Origin of the sequence: Methylobacterium cerastii (genome assembly GCF_022179125.1) — a bacterium.
Taxonomy (GTDB): Bacteria; Pseudomonadota; Alphaproteobacteria; order Rhizobiales; family Beijerinckiaceae; genus Methylobacterium; species Methylobacterium cerastii.
This window is the reverse complement of sequence record NZ_BPQG01000075.1, coordinates 1-19,516: the sequence shown is the minus strand read 5'-3', so window position 1 is coordinate 19,516 and position 19,516 is coordinate 1. Positions and strand designations below refer to the sequence as shown.

Below are 19,516 nucleotides of genomic sequence, written 5' to 3'. Positions count from 1 at the left end.
GATCAGTGAGGATTGGTATAAGCTTTAACTTATGTGAAACGCAGCTGGACGGTGTGTTGGCTACCACACCAAGAGCAAGAGATATCTATCAAATACGATGGAGCACCGTTTATAACTTAGGTGTTGGAACCATGCGATCGGCAATTGGCTCTGCGGCGCAGTGAACGGGAGCTATGCATGGATCCGATGAGTCAGCAGCCGTCCGTACTGCTCGCGGAACCGGATGCGGTCGTCGCCATGGATCTCAGCGAAGCGCTGGAGACGGCGGGCTACCGCGTGCTCGGCCCCTGCGCGACGACGGCGGACGCCGTGCAGATCCTCGAGCGCGAGCAGCCGACCTTGGCCGTCCTCGACGTGCAGCTGCGGGACGGACCCTGCATCCCCCTGTCGCGCGAGCTGCGCCAGCGGGAGATCCCCTTCCTCGTCCACACCGGCATCCACCGCGACGAGCCGGCGGCCACCAGCTTTCGCAACGCGCCGTGGCTGATCAAGCCCGCCCTGCCTTGGGACGTGGTGACCCTGTTGGACGAACTCGCCCTCTCCAGCGCCGCACCTGTCAGCGCTGAGGCGCCGACACCGCTCCGGCTGTCCAAGGCTGCGACCGGCTGGAACAATCCGCTCGTGCGCAAGCTCAAGGGCTTCGCGCCCCTGTCGGAGGCCGACATGGCGGTGCTGGAGCGGATCAGCGCTCCGTCCCGGATCGTCCCGTCGCAGACCGACCTCGTCCGCGAGGGCGACGCGCCGGAGGGCGTGTTCCTGATCCTGGAGGGCATCGCCTGCCGCCACAAGGTGGGGGCGACCGGCGCCCGCCAGATCACCGCCTACCTCGTGCCGGGCGACTTCTGCGACCTCGACGTGGCGTTGCTCGACAAAATGGACCACGCGATCACCACCCTGTCCGCCTGCCGCGTGGTCCGCATCGCACCGGAGACGGTTGCCGAGGTGATGGAGCATCATCCTCAGATCGCGCGTGCGTTCCGGGTGAGTACGCTGGTGGACGAGGCGACGCTGCGCGAGTGGCTGGTCAACGTCGGCAGCCGCTCGGCCTTGGAGAGGCTCGCGCATCTGCTGTGTGAGCTTCGGGTCCGACTCCAGGTGGTGGGACTGGTCGAGAACAACAGCTTCGACCTCCCGCTCACGCAGGAGGTCTTGGCCGACACCACCGGCCTGTCGAACGTGCACCTCAACCGGACGCTGCAGGAACTCCGGCGGCGGGGGCTGATCGAACTCCGCTATCGCCGACTGACCATCCTCGACCTCCCGCGCCTCAAGGCGTTGGCCGAGTTCAAGGCCAACTACCTGCATCTGGGGGAGCGTGTTGCGGCATGACCCTTCAGTTACAGCCTGTGCAGGTCGCCACGGGAAGCGACGACCAGGAAAGCCGGCTCGTCTTCGCCGACGGGTTTCTGGCTGCGATCCTGGTGCAGTTGTCGGAGCAGCATGGGGAGGACGCGGGCAAGTGGTTCCTGGAGGCGGGCTTCGGCCGCGTCGATGATTATCGAGCGCCGATCTTCGCCAGCCTCGACGCGGCGCAAACCTGGATCGAAGCGCGCCTCGCCGGCATCGGCGACATCGGTTCGTAGCGCCGATCGACAGGCCGGATCGGGCCAGCCCGCGCGGCGCCCGAGCGAAGCCCGAATCCGCCATCCCGAAGGGATCGACCGGATCGGGTCTCACACGCCCAGAAGCGTCGTGTGCAGCCGCTTCGTGGAACGGCTTTCAACCCGGCACGGCCGTCGGCTCGCATCCTCGAGACGCCCGGAAGCGGACTTGCGAGGCTCTGCGAGGGGTCGCGAAGCCGCCGTCTCGGCGGCCGAAGCCACCCCTATCGCGCCTTCCCTCGCGTCGCCTCGTCCTTGCACGGGACGATCGCCTTCGGGTCGGGCCGCTCGCCCGCCGCGGGCGCCGTGAACACCGCGAGGTAGCCGACGCCGCCGTCGAGCACCGAAAAACTCGTCTCGCGATATCCCGCGGCCGACAGCTCGCAGCGCAGGAGTTTCGGCGGCGTACCGTGGCGCGACGGGATGTCGTCGGCGTCCACGATCCCGACCCGGCCGCCGGGCTTCATCGCGGCGGCGAGGTTGTGGAGCAGGCCGTAGGGCTGGGTGATCTCGTGGTACATGTGCACCAGGATCGCGGCGTCGACGGAGTCGGCTGCGAGGCGCGGGTCGTGCGGCTCGCCGCGCACCACCGTGACGTTGGTCAGGTCCGCCTTGCGCAGGCGGGCCTCGAGGTCGGCGAGGTAGCGCGGCGTCACGTCCTCGGCGAGCACGCGGCCCTGCGGCCCGACCAGCGGGCTCAGCCGCGTGACGTAGTAGCCGCTGCCGGCGCCGACGTCGGCCACCGTCTCGCCGGGCTTGAAGCCCATCAGGCGGGCGACCTGCCCGAACTCGTCGGCCTTCTCGCGGTCCTTTTCCAGCGCCCATTGCGCCGCCACGATCTCGGCCACCGGCCGGTCGGGTTTCGGGAAGGCCGCGGCCGGCGCGCCGGGGGGCCCGAGGGGTTCGGCGGCCTGCGCCGCGAAGGTCAGGGCGAGGAGGGCGGCGCAAGCGGATCTGATCATCGCAGTCCGAACGCGCGAGGGCGGCACCAAGTGCCGTGGTGTCGGCCGCGGCGTTGACCGCGCAGGCGTCGCGGCGCCATCAAGCGGCCATGACCGCCCCGACCATGACCACCTCGACCATGACGACCCCGACGCCGAACGCGCGCCCCTGGCGGGCGACGATCCTGACGCTCTATCCCGAGATGTTTCCCGGGCCGCTCGGCGCCTCGCTGTCGGGGAGCGCGCTCGCCCGCGGCGACTGGGTCTGCGAGGCCCGCGACATCCGCGAGCACGGGCTCGGCCGCCATCGCAACGTCGACGACAACCCGGCCGGCGGCGGCGCCGGCATGGTGCTGCGCTGCGACGTGCTCGCCGCGGCGATCGACGCGGCGACGGGCCCGGACGACGCGCGGCCCCGCCTGCTCATGTCCCCGCGCGGAAGACCGCTGACGCAGGTGCGGGTGCGGGCCTTGAGCGCGGGGGAGGGCGCGGTGATCGTCTGCGGCCGGTTCGAGGGGGTGGACGAGCGGGTGATCGCGGGGCGCGGCCTCGAGGAGGTCTCGATCGGCGACTACGTGCTCTCGGGCGGCGAGATCGCGGCGATCACCCTCGTCGACGCCTGCGTGCGCCTGCTGCCCGGCGTGATGGGCAAGGCGGCCTCGGGCGACGAGGAAAGTTTTGAGGGCGGACGCCTCGAATACCCGCACTACACCCGGCCCCGCGACTGGGAGGGCCGCACGATCCCGGACGTCCTCACCGGCGGCGACCACGGCGCGATCCGCGCCTGGCGCCGCGCGGAATCCGAGCGGATCACCGCCGAGCGCCGGCCGGATCTGATGGGGAAGCCGCGCGGGTAGTGCGTCCGTCACGTCCGAATGGTCGAAGAACCGAGATCGCGTGCCGATCTTTCGCATCGTCGGTTGCGAGTCCGACGGAGATCTCAATAGGACCTCAGGCTCGCCGGACCTTCCTCTGCCAAAAAACAAAAACATTAAGAACGACCAGCATTCCGATCAGCTGCTTCGGTTTTTGGACTGCGCCGTCATCAACCACCTTCACGCATGATCGATCAATCGTGCGACGAAGACTTGGACCTCGAACCCTACGATACGGTGAGGGGAATTTTTACCGAGGGCGGCGAACTCTATCCCGGGTCGGGATTCAAGCAAAAGAGCCATACGCAGATCGCGGTGCGAAATCCGCGTTGTATTCGTGGCCTCTTCATTCCGGTATCCGAGCCGATCTGATGCCGGACCGGCGTCGGGGGCGCCGAACCGGGACGCCCGGTGAAGATTTTTCCAAGCCCCCCATGATTGCGCCGATGCTCGGATCGGCGCATCCCGGCGGCGGGACACGCCTCCCCGACGAGGTGCGCCCATCTGTAAGGATGGATCTGATGTTGCGCCGACCCGACACACGCCCGCGCTTACCCCATTTCTCGTCCGGCCCCTGCGCCAAGCGCCCCGGCTGGACGCCGGCGGCCTTGGCCGACGCGCCGCTCGGCCGCTCGCACCGCTCGCCCGCGGGCAAGGCCAAACTGAAGCAGGCGATCGACCTGACGCGGGCGGTGCTGCGGGTGCCGGCCGACTACCGAATCGGCATCGTCCCGGCCTCCGACACCGGCGCCGTCGAGATGGCGATGTGGTCGATGCTCGGGCCGAAGACCGTGGAGGTGGCGGCCTGGGAGGCGTTCGGCTCCGAATGGGTCACCGACACCCTGAAGCAGCTCAAGATCAGCCCCCGCATCCACCAGACGCCCTACGGCGTGCTGCCCGACCTGTCGGCGATCGACACGAAAGCCAACGACGTGGTCTTCACCTGGAACGGCACCGCCGCCGGGGTGAAGGTGCCGGACGGCGACTGGATCGCCGCCGACCGCGAGGGCATCACGATCTGCGACGCGACCTCGGCCGCCTTCGCGCAGGCGCTCGACTGGGACAAGCTCGATGTCGTGACCTTCTCCTGGCAGAAGGTGATGGGCGGCGAGGCGGCGCACGGCATGCTGGTGCTCTCGCCCCGCGCCGTCGCCCGCCTGGAGAGCCACGTCCCGGCCTGGCCGCTGCCGAAGGTGTTCCGCCTCACCAAGGGGGCTAAGCTGATCGAGGGGATCTTCTCCGGCGACACCATCAACACGCCCTCCATGCTCGCGGTCGAGGACTACCTCGACACGCTCGCCTGGGCGCAATCGCTCGGCGGGCTCGACGCCCTGCACGCGCGGGCCGACGGGAACGCGAAGGTGATCCACGATTGGGTCGCGCGCACGCCCTGGATCGCCAACCTCGCGGTCGACCCGGCGACCTACTCCAACACCGGCGTGTGCCTCGTCATCGCCGACGCGGACGTGCTCGCGCTGGGCGACGCCGTGGTGGAGCGGGTCGCCAAGGGCATCGTCGAGACCCTGGAGCGCGAGGGCGTGGCCCTCGACATCGGCGCCTACCGCGACGCGCCGCCCGGCCTGCGCATCTGGTGCGGCGGCACGGTGGAGCGGAGCGACCTGGAGGCCCTGACGCCGTGGCTCGACTGGGCCTTCGCCCAGCAGAAGGCGGCGCTGACGCAGGCCGCCTGAGCGCGGACCGCCTCGCCCGGCAGGCCGGACGAGGCGCAGACGAAGAAGGGGCGGCGCATCGGCGCCGCCCCTTCTTCGTTCGGTCGCAAGTGCGGGACCGGATGAGCGGTCCCGCGCGGTGCCGGCCTCAGAAGGTGATGCCGGTCTCGACCATGTAGCGGTCCTGCGAGGTGCGGTTGCCGGTGCGGCCGAAGCCGGTGCCGAGCGTGCCGAGGGCGAGGTTGCCGCGGCTGATGTCGTAGAGCTCGACCCGCGAGTATTCACCGCGGAGGAAGTACTGGCCGAAGGTGAAGGTCGGCGTGACGGTGAAGGACAGCGCCTCGCTGCCCGGGCCGTACAGCACGGAGGTCGCGGGGATCACGCTGAAGCGGCTGCCGGTCTGGGCGATGTACTCGAAGCGCCCGGCGAGCGCGAAGTTGTCGGTGAAGGCGTAGCTCGCCAGGATCGCGCCGCCGAAGGTCTCGGCGCCGTTGAGCCCGAAGGCGGCGTTGCGCTCGACGTTGGTGTACTGGATGTAGGGCGTCACGATCCAGGGGCCGGCCGCGTAGGTGTAGTTCAGGCTGACGATGCTGCTGTTCTGCAGCGCCAGGGGGGTGGCGTACTGGAAGCGCAGGCTCTGCAGGCCGGAGTTGAAGCTGCTGAAGTGCGTGCCGCCGTTGATGCCGATCGTGTTGGCGTCGTCGATCTTGTAGGTGATCAGGCCGGTGATCCAGTTGAGCTCGCCCGAGAAGAAGCCGTCGGTCGCAGCCAGCGAGGCCGCCCACGGGCCGCTGGCGTAGTTCACCTGCACGCCCTGGTTGATCACGTTCTCCTGGTTGAACAGCAGGCCGCGGGAGATGTTCAGGTTCTGGAAGGTGAACGGCAGCTCCGAGCCGATGTTGGTCGGCATGCGGCCGCCCTGCAGCGACCACTCGTCGTTGATCTGATACTTGCCGAACGCGATCGAGACCGGGGTGAAGAGCAGGTCGGTCTGGTCGAAGGCGCTGTAGATCGGCGCGCCGAGGCCGGGGATCGTGTAGGCGCCGACCGCCACGTAGAACTGGAACGGGCCGTCGGCCTTCTGGATGAAGCCCTGCAGGTTCGAGAAGTCGACGCGGCCGGCGCGGTCGTTGGGCACGCCGGGGGGCGTGACGAGCGTGTTGAACGGGTTGGTCTGGGTGTAGGCGTAGCCGGTCACCGCGCCGCCGACGTAGATCTCGCCGAGGCCGCCGATGGTGAAGCAGCTCGGGTTCGGGTTCTGCTTGATCACGCCGCCATAGGCCGGGAAGGTGATCGCGACCTTGCAGGCTTCCGGCACGGGCGGCGGGGCGGGCCGAGCCGACAGGTCGGCGGCCGACACCTGTCCGACGCAGAGCAGCGTGGCGATCGACGCCGTGGCGCCCTGGAGGAACAGCTTCAAGGTCATAGTCCGAGCCCCGTTTGTTTTTTGCTGCGGCCAAGGTGCCGAAAGTTCCCAACCTCCGCAAAAACATCTTGCGGGCAATTGCCTAGCAAAGAGGCAATCCAGAGCTGGACAGTTCTATCGCCAAGATGTGTTGCCGTCGCACCACAGCCGAACGCACCGTCAGGAGTTGATCTTCCGGAATTCCGTGCCGCTTCGTTAACGCATCGTTACCAAGCGGCGGCGGAACGAGCCGGGATCGACTGCATCGGCGAATCGCTCGACGCCGGAGGACTGGTCCGCGGCGCGATCGCCTGCCTCGGGATCAGGCTTCCGCACCGGTCTCGCCGAGCGGACCCGTCGGCGGACCCGTCGGAGGGCTGATGGGCATGCTCGCCGGCGGCTCGCTGGAACGAAAGAAGCCCCGGTGCGGGGCACCGGGGCTTCCTTGGACGTCTCGGGGACGTCGACGGCTCAGTAGTTGTAGGCGCGCTCGCCGTGGTCGGCGATGTCGAGGCCTTCGCGCTCCTCGTCCTGGGTCACGCGCAGGCCGATGGTCAGGTCCACGAGCTTGTACAGGATCGCCGAGCCGACGCCCGACCACAGCAGGGTGAGGCCGACGGCCTCCGCCTGGATGATGAACTGGCTCATCATGTCGTAGGTGCCGAGCACCATCTCGCCGGGCTTGGTCGCGTAGTCGGGGATGCCGACGCCGCCGAGCTTCGGGTCGACCAGGATGCCCGTCGCCAGGGCGCCGAGGATGCCGCCGATGCAGTGCACGCCGAACACGTCGAGCGAGTCGTCGTAGCCGATCGCGTTCTTCACGGTGGAGCACATCACGAAGCAGACGCCGCCGGCGACGAGGCCGAGGACGATCGAGCCCATCGGGCCGGCGAAACCGGACGCCGGGGTGACGGCCACGAGGCCGGCGATGGCGCCGGAGACCATGCCGAGCAGCGACGGCTTGCCCTTCATCGCCCACTCCACGAACAGCCAGGACACCGCCGCCGCCGCCGTGGCGACGAAGGTGTTGATCATGGCGAGGCCCGTGGTGCCGTTCGACTCGAGGTTGGAGCCGGCGTTGAAGCCGAACCAGCCGACCCAGAGCAGCGAGGCGCCGATCATGGTCATGGTCAGCGAGTGCGGGGCGAGCAGGTCACGGCCGTAGCCGATGCGCTTGCCGAGCATCAGGCAGCCGACGAAGCCGGCGATGCCCGCGTTGATGTGCACGACGGTGCCGCCGGCGAAGTCGAGGGCGCCCTTCTTGAACAGGAAGCCCGCGTCGGCGTTGACGGCGTCGAGGGCCGCCTGCGCGGTCGCCTTCGAGGCGTCGTCGGTGGCGGCAGCCAGGGCCTTGGCGGCGTTGCCGACCGCGTCCGGGCCGCCCCAGTACCAGACCATGTGCGCCATCGGGAAGTAGATCAGCGTCACCCAGAGGATGGTGAACACCACGAGCGCGGAGAACTTCATCCGCTCGGCGAAGGCGCCGACGATGAGGGCCGGGGTGATCATCGCGAACGTCATCTGGAAGCAGATGTAGACGTATTCCGGGATGACGACGCCGTTGGAGAAGGTCGCGACGGTCGAGTTCGGGTCGACGCCCTTCAGGAACGCCTTCGAGAAGCCGCCGACGAAGTCGTTGATGCCGCCGCCGTTGGTGAAGGCGAGGCTGTAGCCGTAGAACACCCACAGCAGGCAGACGATCGAGACGATCGCGAAGACCTGCGTCAGGACCGAGAGCATGTTCTTGGTGCGCACGAGGCCGCCGTAGAACAGGGCCAGGCCCGGCACGCTCATCATCAGCACGAGGGCCGAGGAGATCAGCATCCAGGAGGTGTCGCCCTTGTTGGGCACCAGGGCGGCGGGCGCGGGCGCGGAGGCCGCCTCGGGCACCGGCGTCTGCGCGAGGGACGGCTCGACGAGGACGAGGGCGAGCGCGGCCCCTCCCAGTCCGAGCGCGAGGGCGTTACGAAGTTTCATGGACACGAGACTCCCGGGTCGCGGTGCTGTCAGGATGGATGCGAGGCAGAATGGAGGGAGGGACGGCGTCTGTCGCCGGCCGCTCAGAGCGCGTCGGCGTCGGTCTCGCCGGTGCGGATCCGGACGGCCTTCTCCAGCGGCATGACGAAGATCTTGCCGTCGCCGATCTGGCCGGTGCGGGCGGCGCCCGCGATGGCGTCGATCACCGTGCTGGTCAGGTCGGCGGCGACCGCGACCTCGATCTTCAGCTTGGGCAGGAAGCTCACGGCGTATTCCGCGCCGCGGTAGATCTCGGTGTGGCCCTTCTGGCGGCCGTAGCCCTTGACCTCGGTCACCGTCAGGCCGTGCACGCCGATGCCGGTCAGCGCGTCGCGCACCTCCTCCAGCTTGAACGGCTTGATGATGGCCATCACGATTTTCATGGGTGGCGCCCCCTGCTGTGGCTTGGGAACCGTCCGCCGCAGCCGACGCTCGGCAGGGGGCCCCGGTCCGGGAATGGTCGCGCAGGGCCGGAATGGCCCCGCGATCGCCGGGCCGTCATTCAAGGACTATGCCAGGGCCGACGTTTTCGGGAACCTTTTCGCATCCGTCCCGAATGCACACGCATTGGTCGCGCACTGGCGCGGCGGCGGGCGCAAGCTGAGCAGTAGATGCCTACTGAGCAGGCATCTTGCTCGATCGAAGCTCAATCGAACGGCCACCAAGGCCGCCGCCGAAGGGTTTGGCGCGAAACTAGGCCGACCGCGGGCGGATCAGGCCCTCCTGCGCCACCGACGCCACCAGCGTCCCGTCGCGCGAGAAGATCTGGCCGCGGGCGAAACCCCGGGCGCCCGCCGCGTTGGGGCTGTCCTGCGCGTAGAGCAGCCAGTCGTCGGCCCGGAACGGGCGGTGGAACCACAGGGCGTGGTCGAGGCTCGCCGACTGGATGTCGGCATCGAACACCGAGCGGCCGTGGGCGATCAGCGTGGCGTCGAGCAGGGTCATGTCCGAGGCGTAGGCGAGCACCGCCTGGTGGATCGCCGGGTCGTCGGGGAGCGTCGAGGCCGCGCGCAGCCAGACATTGCACAGGGGCGCCTGCGGCCCGCCTTCGAGGTAGCGCCGCAGGTCGACCGGCTTCAGCTCGATCGGGCGGGGACGGCCGAAATAGCCGGCCACCGCCGCGGGGATGCCGGGCACGCCCTTGGCGAGCAGGGACTTGGTGTCGGGCAGCGATTCCGGCGGCGGCGCCTCGGGCATCGCCGCCTGGTGGGCGTGGCCGGATTCCGTCACCTGGTACGAGGCGGTCATCGCGAAGATCGCGCGGCCGTGCTGGATCGCCTTGACCCGGCGCGTGGTGAAGCTCTGGCCGTCGCGGATGCGCTCGACCTCGTAGACGATCGGCACACTGGGATCGCCGCCGAGGAGGAAGTAGGCGTGGAGCGAGTGCGGCGCCCGGGCGCTCGGCACCGTGCGGGTCGCGGCGACCAGCGCCTGCCCCACCACCTGCCCGCCGAACACCCGCTTCCAGCCGTTCTGCGGGCTGACGCCGCGGAACAGGTCGGTCTCCAGCCGCTCGAGGTCGAGGATGGCGAGGAGTTCGGCGACGATGTCGGGGTTGGTCGGCGAGGCCGGCTCGGGCGGCAGGACGGGATCGGACGGCATGGCGGTGCGGCGGGCTTTCTCGGCGGGGACGCCTCCGCCATAGCATCCGCACGGCCCGCCTCGCCATCGCGCCCGCCATCGCGCTCGGCCTGCGACGGCGCCACTCCGGGACCGCCCGCCCGCGCCGGGCGTTGCCTGCGGGCGGAAGCGGTGTCACTGCCGGGACGCCGCGAGGCGGGATGCACGAACGATGAGGACGAGGCGATGAGGGGTTCGACGACCCGCCCGGGCAGCCGCCACCTGCTGCTCGCGGGCGCGGGCATCCCGGGCCTGTCGCTGGCCCTGGCCCTGCGCCAGGCGCACGGGGATGCGCTCGCGGTCACGGTCTGCGATCCGGGGCTCGCGCAGGCGGCCGTGCGGCAGCGGGGCCGGGCCTTCGCCATCGCGGCGGGCGGCCGGCGCATGCTGGAGCGGCTCGGGATCTGGGACGGGCTCGGGGCGGCGGCCGCACCGATCACCGAGATGGCGATCAGCGACAGCCGGCTCCCCGACCCGGTGCGCCCGGTCTTCCTCACCTTCGCGCAGACGCCGCGGGACGCCGACGGCCCCTTCGCCCACATGGTCGAGGCGGAGGCGCTTGTGGAAGCCCTTCGCGCGGCCTGCGAGGCGGCCGGCGTCGCGCTGGAGCCGGTCGGGATCGCCCGCGCGACGCCCGACGGCGACACCATCCGCGCCACGCTCGCCGACGGGCGCGACCTGCGGACGGCCCTGCTCGTGGCCGCCGACGGAGCGCGCTCGCGCCTGCGCGAGGCGGCCGGGATCGGCTGGGTCGGCTGGTCGTACCCGCAGGTGGGCATCGTCGCGACGGTACTGCACGCCCGCCCGCACGGCGGCCGGGCGACCGAGCACTTCCTCCCGAGCGGCCCGTTCGCGATCCTGCCGCTGGCCGACGGGCCGCAGGGCCACCGCTCCTCGATCGTCTGGACCGAGCGGGCCGCCGACGTCGACGCCCTGCTCGGGGGCGAGCCCGACGCGGTGCTGGCCGAGATCGAGCGGCGGTTCACGCCTCAGCTCGGGCAGCTGGCGCTGGAGCAGGGGCCGAGCGCCCACCCGCTCGCCTTCGGCATCGCCCGGCGTTTCCACGGCGAGCGCCTGGCGCTGCTGGGGGACGCCGCCCACGTCATCCATCCGATCGCGGGCCAGGGGCTGAACCTCGGCCTCGCCGACGCGGCGGCGCTGGCGGAGGCGGTCACCGGCGCCCTGCGCCTCGGGCTCGATCCGGGCGCGGCCGACGTCCTCGTCGCCTACGAGCGGGCGCGCCGGTTCGACACGCTGGCGATGGCGGCGGCCACCGACGGCCTCAACCGCCTGTTCTCGAACGACGCCCTGCCGGTCCGCATCGCCCGCGACCTGGGCCTCGGCCTCGTCGACCGACTGCCCGGCCTCAAGCGCTTCTTCGTCGGCGAGGCCGCCGCCTCGCGCGGCACCCAACCGCGGCTGCTGCGCGGCGAGGCGCTGTGAGGCGCCTCAGGTCGTGGCGGTAACGCGCTCGGTTTCCCCGCCGCTCTGCCGACGGAATTCAGACATCCCGGCTTCTGGCGATGCACTCTACGCGCATCCCCTCTCCCCGCATGCGGGGAGAGGGCTTTGCCGACCTCGTCGTCGGCAAAGCGAGGCGGCAGCCGACGGTGAGGGGGCGACGCCGGACGTGGCTCTTTCGGAAGCTCCCCCTCACCGCCGCTGCGGCTTCGCCTTCGCTTCCCGCACGGACGACGAGGTCCGTGCAGGCCTCTCCCCGCCCGCGGGGAGAGGGGAACCCGCGGGTCGTCCGAGGCCGTGACGACATGTGTGACTACGGGAGCCCGTCTGCGGGGGGAGGGAGGAGGCGCGCGGCCTTCGAATCAGGCCGCGCGGAACTCCCTCAGGCCTTTGCAGCTCAGCCCTTGGCCTTGGTGGCGCGGTCGATGCCTTCCTGGATCAGGCGGTGGGCCTCGGTCTTGTCGCCCCAGCGCACGAACTTGACCCACTTGCCGGGCTCGAGATCCTTGTAGTGCTCGAAGAAGTGCTGGATCTGCTCGATCGTGATCTCGGGCAGGTCGGTGTAGTTCTCAATCCGGTCGTAGCGCTTGGTCAGGTGGCGCGAGGGCACGGCGATGATCTTCTCGTCCTCGCCGCCCTCGTCCTCCATCACCATCACGCCGACCACGCGCGCGCTCATGATCGCGCCCGGCAGCACGGCGCGGGTGTTGGCGATGAGCACGTCGCAGGGGTCGCCGTCGCCGGACAGGGTGTGCGGGATGAAGCCGTAATTCCCCGGGTAGAACATCGGGGTGTAGAGGAAGCGGTCCACGACGAGCGCGCCGGCCTCCTTGTCCATCTCGTACTTGATCGGCTCGCCGCCGAGCGGCACCTCGATGATGACGTTGACGTCGTGCGGCGGATTCTTGCCGATCGAGATGTTGTCGATGATCATGGCGCTGGCGTCCCGTGGATCGGGGCCTCGCCCCGTTGGGCCGGTCTCTTAAAGCGCCTCGGCGCCGAAGCAAATCCGGGCCGCGCCGCCGCCCGCGACGAACGCGGAGAAGCGTCAGCCGAACAGGTAGCCGACCTTGGGCAGCGGCACGCCGGCGAGGCGGTCGAGCGCCCGCGGGCCGGGCCGACCGCCCAAGGCCGCGTAGAACTCGGCGGCGCGGGCGTTGTCCTCCAGCGTCCAGGCGCCGACCCGGGTCAGGCCGTGGTCGGCCAGGTCGTTGCGCACCGCCAGGAACAGGCGCCGCCCGAGGCCGACGCCCTGGTATTCCGGCCGGAGGTAGAGCTCGTCGACCTCGCCCTCGACGCCGAGCGACCGGCTGCGGGCCCGGCCGTAGCCGGCGTAGCCGACCACCGTGTCGGCGGTCTCGACCACCGCGATCGGCCGCCCGCGCCTCAGCGCGGCGCGCCACCACGCGCCGTCGCGCTGGGCGATCAGCCGCTCCAGGGCGACGCCCGGGATGATCCCGCGATAGGCCTCGCGCCACGCCGCATCGAACACCGCCGACAGCGCGCCGACATCCGCGTTGCGGGCCCGGCGGATGCTCGTGGTGCGGGTGCTCATGGCCGGACCCTTCCGTTCGGTCGTGCGGTTCGCGAGGGGCAACCCGCGTCGGGCCGTCAGGTTCTCCCGCGATCGGGGCGAACAGAAGGCAGCCGACGACAGGCAAGGGCGATGCCGAATTGCCGCCCACCGGGTGCGGTGATAGGGCCTGCCCCGCGACGCAGCCCCGAGAGCCCGTGTTCAACCGCTTCCTCAGCCCCGAGACCCGCTACGCCCGCCGCATGGCCCGCATCGAGCGCTTCGCGCGCCCGATCAGCGGCGCGCCGGCACGCCTCGGCGCCTGGGCGAACATGCTGTTCGTCGACCACGGCATCTTCCGGATGGCCTACCTCAACCGCCATCCCGTCGGCACGGGCAAGATGTGGCGCGCGGCCCAGCCCGGGCCGCACCAGCTCGCGCGCTTCCGCGCCGAGGGGGTGCGCACGGTGGTCTCGCTCCGCGGCGGGCGCGAGCACGGCTCGTGGCCGCTGGAGCGCGAGGCCTGCGAGCGCCAGGGGCTCAAGCTCGTCGAGTTCGTGCTGCGCTCCCGCGAGGCGCCCTCGCGCGAGACGATCCTGGCGGCGCGCGACTTCTTCGCCGGCCTCGAATACCCGGCGGTGATGCACTGCAAGTCGGGCGCGGACCGGGCGGGCCTCGGCGCCGCCCTCTACCTGATCCTGCACGAGAACCGCCCGGTGGCGGAGGCGGCGCGCCAGCTCTCGGCCCGCTACGGCCATTTCCGCTTCGCCAAGACCGGCATCCTCGACGCGTTCTTCGCGCGCTATCGCATCGAGGGGGAGGCGCGGGGCCTCGACTTCCTGACCTGGGTCGAGACCGTCTACGACCCGGAGGCGCTGAAGCGCGGCTTCCGGCCGGGCTTCTGGTCCGACGTGGTGGTCGACCGGGTGATCGGGCGGGAGTGAGCTATTCCGCCGCCGGCCGCGCCGCGTCACGGAACGGGTGGGCCGGATAGGTCCCGACGATCCGCAGCTCGCGCGAGAAGTACGCCAGCTCGGCGAGCGCCCGGGCCAGCCCCGGCTCCTCGGGGTGGCCGTCGACCTCGGCGTAGAACTGCGTCGCGGTGAACTCGCCGTCGACCATGTAGCTCTCGAGCTTCGACATGTTGACGCCGTTGGTGGCGAAGCCCCCGAGCGCCTTGTAGAGCGCCGCCGGGATGTTGCGCACCCGGAAGACGAAGCTCGTCACCATCGGCCGGTCGTCCGAAGCCGCAGGCAGGGCGTCGGGCCGGAACACCACGAACCGGGTGGTGTTGTGGGCCTCGTCCTCGACATCGCGGGCGAGGATGTCGAGGCCGTAGACCTCCGCCGCCAGAGCCGGCGCCAAGGCCGCGCGGGACGTATCGCCGGCCTCCATCACCTCGCGGGCGGCGCCCGCGGTGTCGCCGGCCACCACCGCCTTGAGGCCGAGCCGCCGGATGATGCGGCGGCACTGGCCGAGCGCGTGGACGTGGGTGTGGACGGACTTGAGGTCTTCCAGCTTCGTGCCCGGCAGGACCATCAGCTGGAAGTGGATCGGCAGGAAGTGCTCGGCGACGATGTGGAGCGCCGAGGTCGGGATCAGGTGGTGGATGTCGGCGACGCGGCCCGCGATCGAGTTCTCGATCGGGATCATCGCGGCCTGCGCCCGGCCTTCGGTGACCGCCGCGAAGGCGTCCTCGAAGGTGGGGCAGGGGAGCGGCGTCCAGTCCGGGTAGGCCTCCGCGCAGATGATGTGCGAGTTGGCGCCGGGCTCGCCCTGGTAGCTGATGGTCTTCGGATCGGTCATCGGATCGTCAGTTGAGGCGGCGGGCGCCGAGCAGGGCGCGGGCGCGCTCCAGGTCGGCGGGGGTGTCGACGCCGAGCGGCAGGTCGTCGACGATCGCGGCGTCGATGCGCATCCCGGCCTCCAGGGCGCGGAGCTGCTCCAGCTTCTCGCGGGTCTCGAGCTCGCCCGGCGGCAGCGCCATGAAGCGCGTCAGCGCCCGGCGGCGGTAGGCGTAGAGGCCGATATGGTGGAACAGCGGCCCGTCGCCCCACGGAGCGCGGGCACGGGTGAAGTACAGCGCGCGCAGGCGCTCCGGCCCGACCGTGTGGCCGACGAGCTTGACCACGTTCGGGTCGTCGGCCTCGGCCGGATCGGTGATCGGCGCGCACAGCGTCGCGATGTCGACCGCCCGGTCGGCGAGCAGCGCCACCGCCGCGCCGATGGCGCGCGGGTCGATCGTCGGCAGGTCGCCCTGCACGTTGACGACGACGTCGTGGTTCCCCTGCGGGTCGACGATCTCCAGGGCCTCGGCGAGCCGGTCGGAGCCCGACGGGTGGTCGGCCCGCGTCATCACCGCGACGCCGCCCACCGCCTCGACCGCGGCGGCGATCTCCGCGGTGTCGGTGGCGACCACCACCGGGCCGATGCCGGCCTCGACCGCGCGGCGCCAGACGTGGACGATCATCGCCTCGCCGGCGATCAGCGCCAGAGGCTTGTTCGGCAGGCGCGTCGCCGCGAGGCGGGCGGGAATCAGGACGAGGGGATCGGACATCCGTCGGCGATCTCGGGCGAGCGACTTTGAGGCGGCGATTTGGGGCCAGCGATCCGGCCGCGGACGGGTGCTTAACAGGCGCCCGCCGCCTTGTCATCGAAGGCGCCGGCGCGCGGTCGTACGCCCCGCTGGGTGTACGCCAAACGCCCCGCGGGGGCACGCCACAGGCCCGGTTCGGGCACCCGAGGGCGCCCGGGCGCGTTGGGTGGCGGGCGGCGTGCGACCAATCGTGTGGCCGTCGTCACCCGATCCGCCATTGTCAAGGTCGGCTTGGAGCGGCTAAGCACCCTCGAAATCTTCCAAAGTCCGGCGCCGGCACGCCGGGCGTGGGCCGGCCCGCCGCGCAGCGCGACAGGAGTTGAAGAGAGCATGGACTCGTTCGAGCTGAACAAGGTGGCCGGTGCGGTCCTCGGCGCCCTGCTGTTCGTGGCCGGATCGGGCTTCGTCGCCGAGCTGATCTACCACCCCAAGCCCGCGGGCAAGGCCGGCTACGACCTGCCGGAGGCCAAGGAAGAGAGCGCCGCCGCGCCCGAGGCCGCCAAGGTCGAGCCGATCGCGGTGCGCCTGGCCTCGGCCAACGTCGAGAAGGGCCAGGGCGGCACCAAGGCCTGCCAGGCCTGCCACAGCTTCGAGAAGGGCGGCCCGAACAAGGTCGGCCCGGACCTGTGGGAGGTGGTCGAGCGCAAGAAGGGCGGCCACGAGGGCTTCGAGTACTCGGCCGGGATGAAGGAGAAGGGCGGCGCCTGGACCTACGCCGACCTCGACGAATTCCTCACCAGCCCGAAGGCCTACGTGAAGGGCACGAAGATGGCGTTCGCCGGCATCTCGTCGCCGCAGGAACGCGCCAACGTCATCGCCTACCTCCACACCCTGTCGGACAGCCCGAAGCCGCTCCCGGTGGCCGAGAAGGCGGCGGAGGCCAAGCCTGCGGACGCGGCCAAGCCGGCCGACGCGGCGAAGCCCGCGGACGCCGCCAAGCCCGCCGAGAAGCCGGCTGATGCGAAGGCTGCCGAGAAGCCGGCCGACAAGCCGACCTCGGAGAAGCCGGCCGCCGGCAAGGCCTCCGAGGGCAAGGACAGCCCGGCCAAGCCCGCCGACGTGAAGACCGACAAGCCCGTCACCGAGAAGCCGCCGGGCGCGCCCGCCGGCGCCGGGTCCGAGAACCGCAACGCGGTCGAGCAGAAGTCGGCGCCCGAGAGCAGCGGGCCGTCGCCCTCCTCCGACACGGCGCCCGCGCCGACCGCGCCGCCGGCGCCCGCGACCACCGACGCGCCGGCCAAGGCCGACCCTGCGGCCGAGCAGAAGGCCCAGGACCTGAAGGCCAACGGCAGCGTGCAGGGGGTCCCGGCCGACAAGCCGCAATAGCCCGGCCCGAACGGGATCGGACGACGAAGGCCGGGCGGCGACGCCCGGCCTTTTCGTTTCCCGCCGCGACGGTCGGCCCCGTCCGCCATGCGCCGGCGCGTGTTGACCCGCGGGGCGATCTGACCGCAAACCCGACCCCACACGGCCCGCCCGGTGCGCCCCGCACCCGGACGGCCCATCGCGATCACCGCGTCGCGACCCCACCCTCGCGAACAAGGACGCGACCCGTGACCCTGTCTCCCCCTCCGAACTCGTTCCGCACCGGCCCCGACGAGCGCGGCCGGTTCGGCATCTTCGGCGGCCGCTTCGTCGCCGAGACGCTGATGCCGCTGATCCTCTCCCTGGAGGAGGCCTACGCCGCGGCGAAGGCCGACCCGACGTTCCAGGCCGAGATGGACGGCTACCTGAAGCACTATGTCGGCCGGCCGAGCCCGCTCTACTTCGCCGAGCGGCTGACCGAGCATTGCGGCGGCGCGAAGATCTACTTCAAGCGCGACGAGCTGAACCACACCGGCTCGCACAAGGTGAACAACGTGCTGGGGCAGATCCTGCTCGCCCGGCGGATGGGCAAGAAGCGGATCATCGCCGAGACCGGCGCCGGCCAGCACGGCGTCGCCACCGCGACCCTCTGCGCCCGGTTCGGCCTGACCTGCGTCGTCTACATGGGCGCCGTCGACGTGGCGCGCCAGGCGCCCAACGTCTTCCGGATGAAGATGCTCGGCGCCGAGGTGATCCCGGTCGAGTCCGGCACCAAGACCCTCAAGGACGCGATGAACGAGGCCCTGCGCGACTGGGTCACCAACGTCGCCGACACGTTCTACTGCATCGGCACGGTCGCCGGCCCGCATCCCTATCCGGCGATGGTGCGCGACTTCCAGTCGATCATCGGCCGCGAGACCAAGGAGCAGATGCTGGAGGCCGAGGGGCGGCTGCCCGACTCGCTCGTGGCCTGCATCGGCGGCGGCTCGAACGCGATGGGGCTGTTCCACCCGTTCCTCGACGACCGCGAGGTCGAGATCTTCGGCGTCGAGGCCGCCGGGCACGGCGTGTCCTCCGGCCTGCACGCGGCCTCGCTCTCGGGCGGCCGGCCGGGCGTGCTGCACGGCAACCGCACCTACCTGCTGATGGACGACGACGGGCAGATCGCGGACGCGCACTCGATCTCGGCCGGCCTCGACTATCCGGGCATCGGCCCCGAGCACGCGTGGCTGCACGAATCCGGCCGCGTCACCTACCTCTCGGCCACCGACCAGGAGGCGCTGGGCGCGTTCAAGCTGTGCTCGATGCAGGAAGGCATCATCCCGGCGCTGGAGCCGGCCCACGCGCTGGCCAAGGTGCTGGAGATGGCCCCGAACAAGCCCGCCGACCACCTCATGGTGATGAACCTGTGCGGCCGCGGCGACAAGGACATCCCGCAGGTGGCGGAGATCTTTGGGACGAAGCTCTGAGGCGGCCTCGTCTCGCGGACAGGGTTTCGCAAAACATCCCCTCCGTCGTTCCGGGGCCGCGCAGCGGAGCCCGGAATCTAGAAACGGCGAGTCAACAAGTCATAGAGTCGATGGGTAGTAGGTCGGTTCGAAATCCGACTTCGAACGGTTGAGGCTCGCGTTCCTGTTCCGGTCCGTCGCGCGATAACTAACGCTGGCGTATACTTGCCGCCGATCAGGAGATGGGTATGGCCGAGCAAGCATCAAGCTTTGTGCGCGACTGGATCGCTTCGAATATCCGGAATGATCCCGCTCGGTGGGACGCCCGGCTAGATGATTGGGCTGCTGATGAGGTTGAGAAATTGAGGGCTGCCGCAAAGACAGCGGGCCTCGATCTGAGCGATCCAGAGCTTGATGGCGATGTGCTGCACGACGAAATAGCCGCAGCTATTGAGAACATCTACGACCGCGACGCCGGTGGGATTAAGTATTAGCCATGCCCACGGGACCAAAGGCCAGACGCGCCCTACCGACACAAACGGCAACGCCGTAAAAGCAATGCGCATCGTTACTGCAGAAGAGCCGGAGAACTTCGGCCTGACCAAACCCAAGATGAATGAGGCTGCGGCCGAGATGGGTTGAGACAGCTGCTGCGCGATCGGCAGGTATGCCGGCAGAACGTTGGGCCGAGAGATCGCACGAAATGCGGTCACCAAACGATAGGCGAAGTCGCGAGGGTGTTGACTTTTTGATACGAATGTCGGCTTCTGTAGGAAATTGCACTCCACTACAGGCACCGACATGGCCGCGGACAACCCAGCCGAAATTTTTATCGACGAGGAATTTCCTTCGACGATACGCCCCCTCATCCCATCCGCTCTGCGCCGTGCGTATGCGACTGCCGACAGAACTATCGATCAGAACGTTTATCTATCGACTCCGGGTGGTCAGTATCAGCGCGGCGATCTTATTATGTTATACCAATCCTCACTGATGAGAACTCATGGGCCCAGGCGCGCAGTCCGATCGACATGATGCGCCATGGGCGGTCGATGAGGGTATTCC

Annotated in this window: 19 protein-coding genes; 10 read left to right on the top strand and 9 right to left on the bottom strand. The window is 70.1% G+C overall.

What is annotated here, in order from left to right; all coding sequences use genetic code 11:
• Positions 1-177 precede the first annotated feature (177 nt).
• Positions 178-1,329 (top strand): helix-turn-helix domain-containing protein, encoded by a 1,152-nt coding sequence (locus MFF13_RS21605; RefSeq protein WP_238272909.1) that lies wholly within the window; start codon positions 178-180, stop codon positions 1,327-1,329.
• A 17-nt stretch (positions 1,330-1,346) separates the two neighbouring features.
• Positions 1,347-1,583: a hypothetical protein gene (locus MFF13_RS21600; RefSeq protein WP_306422439.1), complete on the top strand. Its 237-nt coding sequence runs from the start codon at positions 1,347-1,349 to the stop codon at positions 1,581-1,583.
• A gap of 242 nt (positions 1,584-1,825) precedes the next feature.
• Here the strand turns inward: MFF13_RS21600 and MFF13_RS21595 are convergent, their stop codons facing one another.
• Positions 1,826-2,563 carry a class I SAM-dependent methyltransferase gene (locus MFF13_RS21595; RefSeq protein ID WP_147750535.1) on the bottom strand — a complete coding sequence of 246 codons (738 nt, stop codon included), beginning with the start codon at positions 2,561-2,563 and terminating at the stop codon, positions 1,826-1,828.
• A gap of 89 nt (positions 2,564-2,652) precedes the next feature.
• On the opposite strand from MFF13_RS21595, the gene trmD reads away from it, so the two are divergent.
• The 3 genes from trmD to MFF13_RS21580 all read left to right on the top strand — a co-directional run bounded on the left by trmD (position 2,653) and on the right by MFF13_RS21580 (position 5,108).
• Entirely contained in the window at positions 2,653-3,399 is a 747-nt protein-coding gene (gene trmD / locus MFF13_RS21590; protein WP_373322590.1) for a tRNA (guanosine(37)-N1)-methyltransferase TrmD, read from the top strand.
• Between the two features lie 204 nt (positions 3,400-3,603).
• Positions 3,604-3,789, top strand: a complete 186-nt coding sequence (locus tag MFF13_RS21585) for a hypothetical protein (protein ID WP_187275045.1) — start codon at positions 3,604-3,606, stop codon at positions 3,787-3,789.
• A 149-nt stretch (positions 3,790-3,938) separates the two neighbouring features.
• Complete coding sequence (locus MFF13_RS21580; RefSeq protein ID WP_147750536.1) at positions 3,939-5,108, top strand: phosphoserine transaminase; 1,170 nt, start codon at positions 3,939-3,941, stop codon at positions 5,106-5,108.
• A 127-nt stretch (positions 5,109-5,235) separates the two neighbouring features.
• Here MFF13_RS21580 and MFF13_RS21575 read toward each other — a convergent pair whose 3' ends face one another.
• The 4 genes from MFF13_RS21575 to tesB form a co-directional block, all read right to left on the bottom strand.
• Positions 5,236-6,513: an outer membrane beta-barrel protein gene (locus MFF13_RS21575; protein WP_147750537.1), complete on the bottom strand. Its 1,278-nt coding sequence runs from the start codon at positions 6,511-6,513 to the stop codon at positions 5,236-5,238.
• Positions 6,514-6,963: 450 nt separating this feature from the next.
• Positions 6,964-8,469 carry an ammonium transporter gene (locus MFF13_RS21570; protein ID WP_147750538.1) on the bottom strand — a complete coding sequence of 502 codons (1,506 nt, stop codon included), beginning with the start codon at positions 8,467-8,469 and terminating at the stop codon, positions 6,964-6,966.
• 83 nt (positions 8,470-8,552) lie between these two features.
• Complete coding sequence (locus MFF13_RS21565; RefSeq protein WP_147728184.1) at positions 8,553-8,891, bottom strand: P-II family nitrogen regulator; 339 nt, start codon at positions 8,889-8,891, stop codon at positions 8,553-8,555.
• A gap of 310 nt (positions 8,892-9,201) precedes the next feature.
• Positions 9,202-10,110, bottom strand: coding sequence for an acyl-CoA thioesterase II (gene tesB, locus MFF13_RS21560; RefSeq protein WP_147750539.1), 909 nt, complete (start codon positions 10,108-10,110; stop codon positions 9,202-9,204).
• A 204-nt stretch (positions 10,111-10,314) separates the two neighbouring features.
• Here tesB and MFF13_RS21555 point away from each other — a divergent pair, with 204 nt between their 5' ends.
• Complete coding sequence (locus MFF13_RS21555) at positions 10,315-11,571, top strand: FAD-dependent monooxygenase (protein ID WP_147750540.1); 1,257 nt, start codon at positions 10,315-10,317, stop codon at positions 11,569-11,571.
• A gap of 415 nt (positions 11,572-11,986) precedes the next feature.
• On the opposite strand, the gene ppa is transcribed toward MFF13_RS21555, so the two are convergent.
• Complete coding sequence (gene ppa, locus MFF13_RS21550) at positions 11,987-12,523, bottom strand: inorganic diphosphatase (protein WP_147750541.1); 537 nt, start codon at positions 12,521-12,523, stop codon at positions 11,987-11,989.
• Positions 12,524-12,637: 114 nt separating this feature from the next.
• Positions 12,638-13,144 carry a GNAT family N-acetyltransferase gene (locus tag MFF13_RS21545; protein WP_147750542.1) on the bottom strand — a complete coding sequence of 169 codons (507 nt, stop codon included), beginning with the start codon at positions 13,142-13,144 and terminating at the stop codon, positions 12,638-12,640.
• A 176-nt stretch (positions 13,145-13,320) separates the two neighbouring features.
• Between MFF13_RS21545 and MFF13_RS21540 the strand changes: the two genes are divergently transcribed.
• Positions 13,321-14,046, top strand: coding sequence for a fused DSP-PTPase phosphatase/NAD kinase-like protein (locus MFF13_RS21540; protein WP_147750543.1), 726 nt, complete (start codon positions 13,321-13,323; stop codon positions 14,044-14,046).
• A 1-nt stretch (position 14,047) separates the two neighbouring features.
• On the opposite strand, the gene MFF13_RS21535 is transcribed toward MFF13_RS21540, so the two are convergent.
• Complete coding sequence (locus tag MFF13_RS21535; RefSeq protein WP_147750544.1) at positions 14,048-14,908, bottom strand: prephenate dehydratase; 861 nt, start codon at positions 14,906-14,908, stop codon at positions 14,048-14,050.
• Positions 14,909-14,915: 7 nt separating this feature from the next.
• Positions 14,916-15,659 (bottom strand): 3-deoxy-manno-octulosonate cytidylyltransferase, encoded by a 744-nt coding sequence (locus MFF13_RS21530; RefSeq protein WP_147750545.1) that lies wholly within the window; start codon positions 15,657-15,659, stop codon positions 14,916-14,918.
• Between the two features lie 369 nt (positions 15,660-16,028).
• On the opposite strand from MFF13_RS21530, the gene MFF13_RS21525 reads away from it, so the two are divergent.
• The 3 genes from MFF13_RS21525 to MFF13_RS21515 all read left to right on the top strand — a co-directional run bounded on the left by MFF13_RS21525 (position 16,029) and on the right by MFF13_RS21515 (position 18,945).
• Entirely contained in the window at positions 16,029-17,024 is a 996-nt protein-coding gene (locus tag MFF13_RS21525) for a c-type cytochrome (protein WP_147750546.1), read from the top strand.
• A gap of 227 nt (positions 17,025-17,251) precedes the next feature.
• Positions 17,252-18,472 (top strand): tryptophan synthase subunit beta, encoded by a 1,221-nt coding sequence (trpB, locus tag MFF13_RS21520; RefSeq protein ID WP_147750547.1) that lies wholly within the window; start codon positions 17,252-17,254, stop codon positions 18,470-18,472.
• Between the two features lie 227 nt (positions 18,473-18,699).
• A complete protein-coding gene (locus MFF13_RS21515) occupies positions 18,700-18,945 on the top strand; it encodes a hypothetical protein (RefSeq protein WP_147750548.1) in 246 nt (81 codons plus the stop codon).
• Positions 18,946-19,516 lie beyond the last annotated feature (571 nt).

What these genes read in the sequence shown, in the direction of transcription:
- MFF13_RS21580 (WP_147750536.1), top strand. Translation starts at nt 3,939, where the DNA reads ATGTTGCGCCGACCCGACACACGCCCGCGCTTACCCCATTTCTCGTCC.
- MFF13_RS21570 (WP_147750538.1), bottom strand. Translation starts at nt 8,469, where the DNA reads ATGAAACTTCGTAACGCCCTCGCGCTCGGACTGGGAGGGGCCGCGCTC.
- MFF13_RS21530 (WP_147750545.1), bottom strand. Translation starts at nt 15,659, where the DNA reads ATGTCCGATCCCCTCGTCCTGATTCCCGCCCGCCTCGCGGCGACGCGC.
- MFF13_RS21555 (WP_147750540.1), top strand. Translation starts at nt 10,315, where the DNA reads ATGAGGGGTTCGACGACCCGCCCGGGCAGCCGCCACCTGCTGCTCGCG.
- MFF13_RS21605 (WP_238272909.1), top strand. Translation starts at nt 178, where the DNA reads ATGGATCCGATGAGTCAGCAGCCGTCCGTACTGCTCGCGGAACCGGAT.
- tesB (WP_147750539.1), bottom strand. Translation starts at nt 10,110, where the DNA reads ATGCCGTCCGATCCCGTCCTGCCGCCCGAGCCGGCCTCGCCGACCAAC.
- MFF13_RS21595 (WP_147750535.1), bottom strand. Translation starts at nt 2,563, where the DNA reads ATGATCAGATCCGCTTGCGCCGCCCTCCTCGCCCTGACCTTCGCGGCG.
- trmD (WP_373322590.1), top strand. Translation starts at nt 2,653, where the DNA reads ATGACCGCCCCGACCATGACCACCTCGACCATGACGACCCCGACGCCG.
- MFF13_RS21575 (WP_147750537.1), bottom strand. Translation starts at nt 6,513, where the DNA reads ATGACCTTGAAGCTGTTCCTCCAGGGCGCCACGGCGTCGATCGCCACG.
- MFF13_RS21515 (WP_147750548.1), top strand. Translation starts at nt 18,700, where the DNA reads ATGGCCGAGCAAGCATCAAGCTTTGTGCGCGACTGGATCGCTTCGAAT.
- MFF13_RS21565 (WP_147728184.1), bottom strand. Translation starts at nt 8,891, where the DNA reads ATGAAAATCGTGATGGCCATCATCAAGCCGTTCAAGCTGGAGGAGGTG.
- MFF13_RS21545 (WP_147750542.1), bottom strand. Translation starts at nt 13,144, where the DNA reads ATGAGCACCCGCACCACGAGCATCCGCCGGGCCCGCAACGCGGATGTC.
- MFF13_RS21525 (WP_147750546.1), top strand. Translation starts at nt 16,029, where the DNA reads ATGGACTCGTTCGAGCTGAACAAGGTGGCCGGTGCGGTCCTCGGCGCC.
- MFF13_RS21535 (WP_147750544.1), bottom strand. Translation starts at nt 14,908, where the DNA reads ATGACCGATCCGAAGACCATCAGCTACCAGGGCGAGCCCGGCGCCAAC.
- ppa (WP_147750541.1), bottom strand. Translation starts at nt 12,523, where the DNA reads ATGATCATCGACAACATCTCGATCGGCAAGAATCCGCCGCACGACGTC.
- MFF13_RS21585 (WP_187275045.1), top strand. Translation starts at nt 3,604, where the DNA reads ATGATCGATCAATCGTGCGACGAAGACTTGGACCTCGAACCCTACGAT.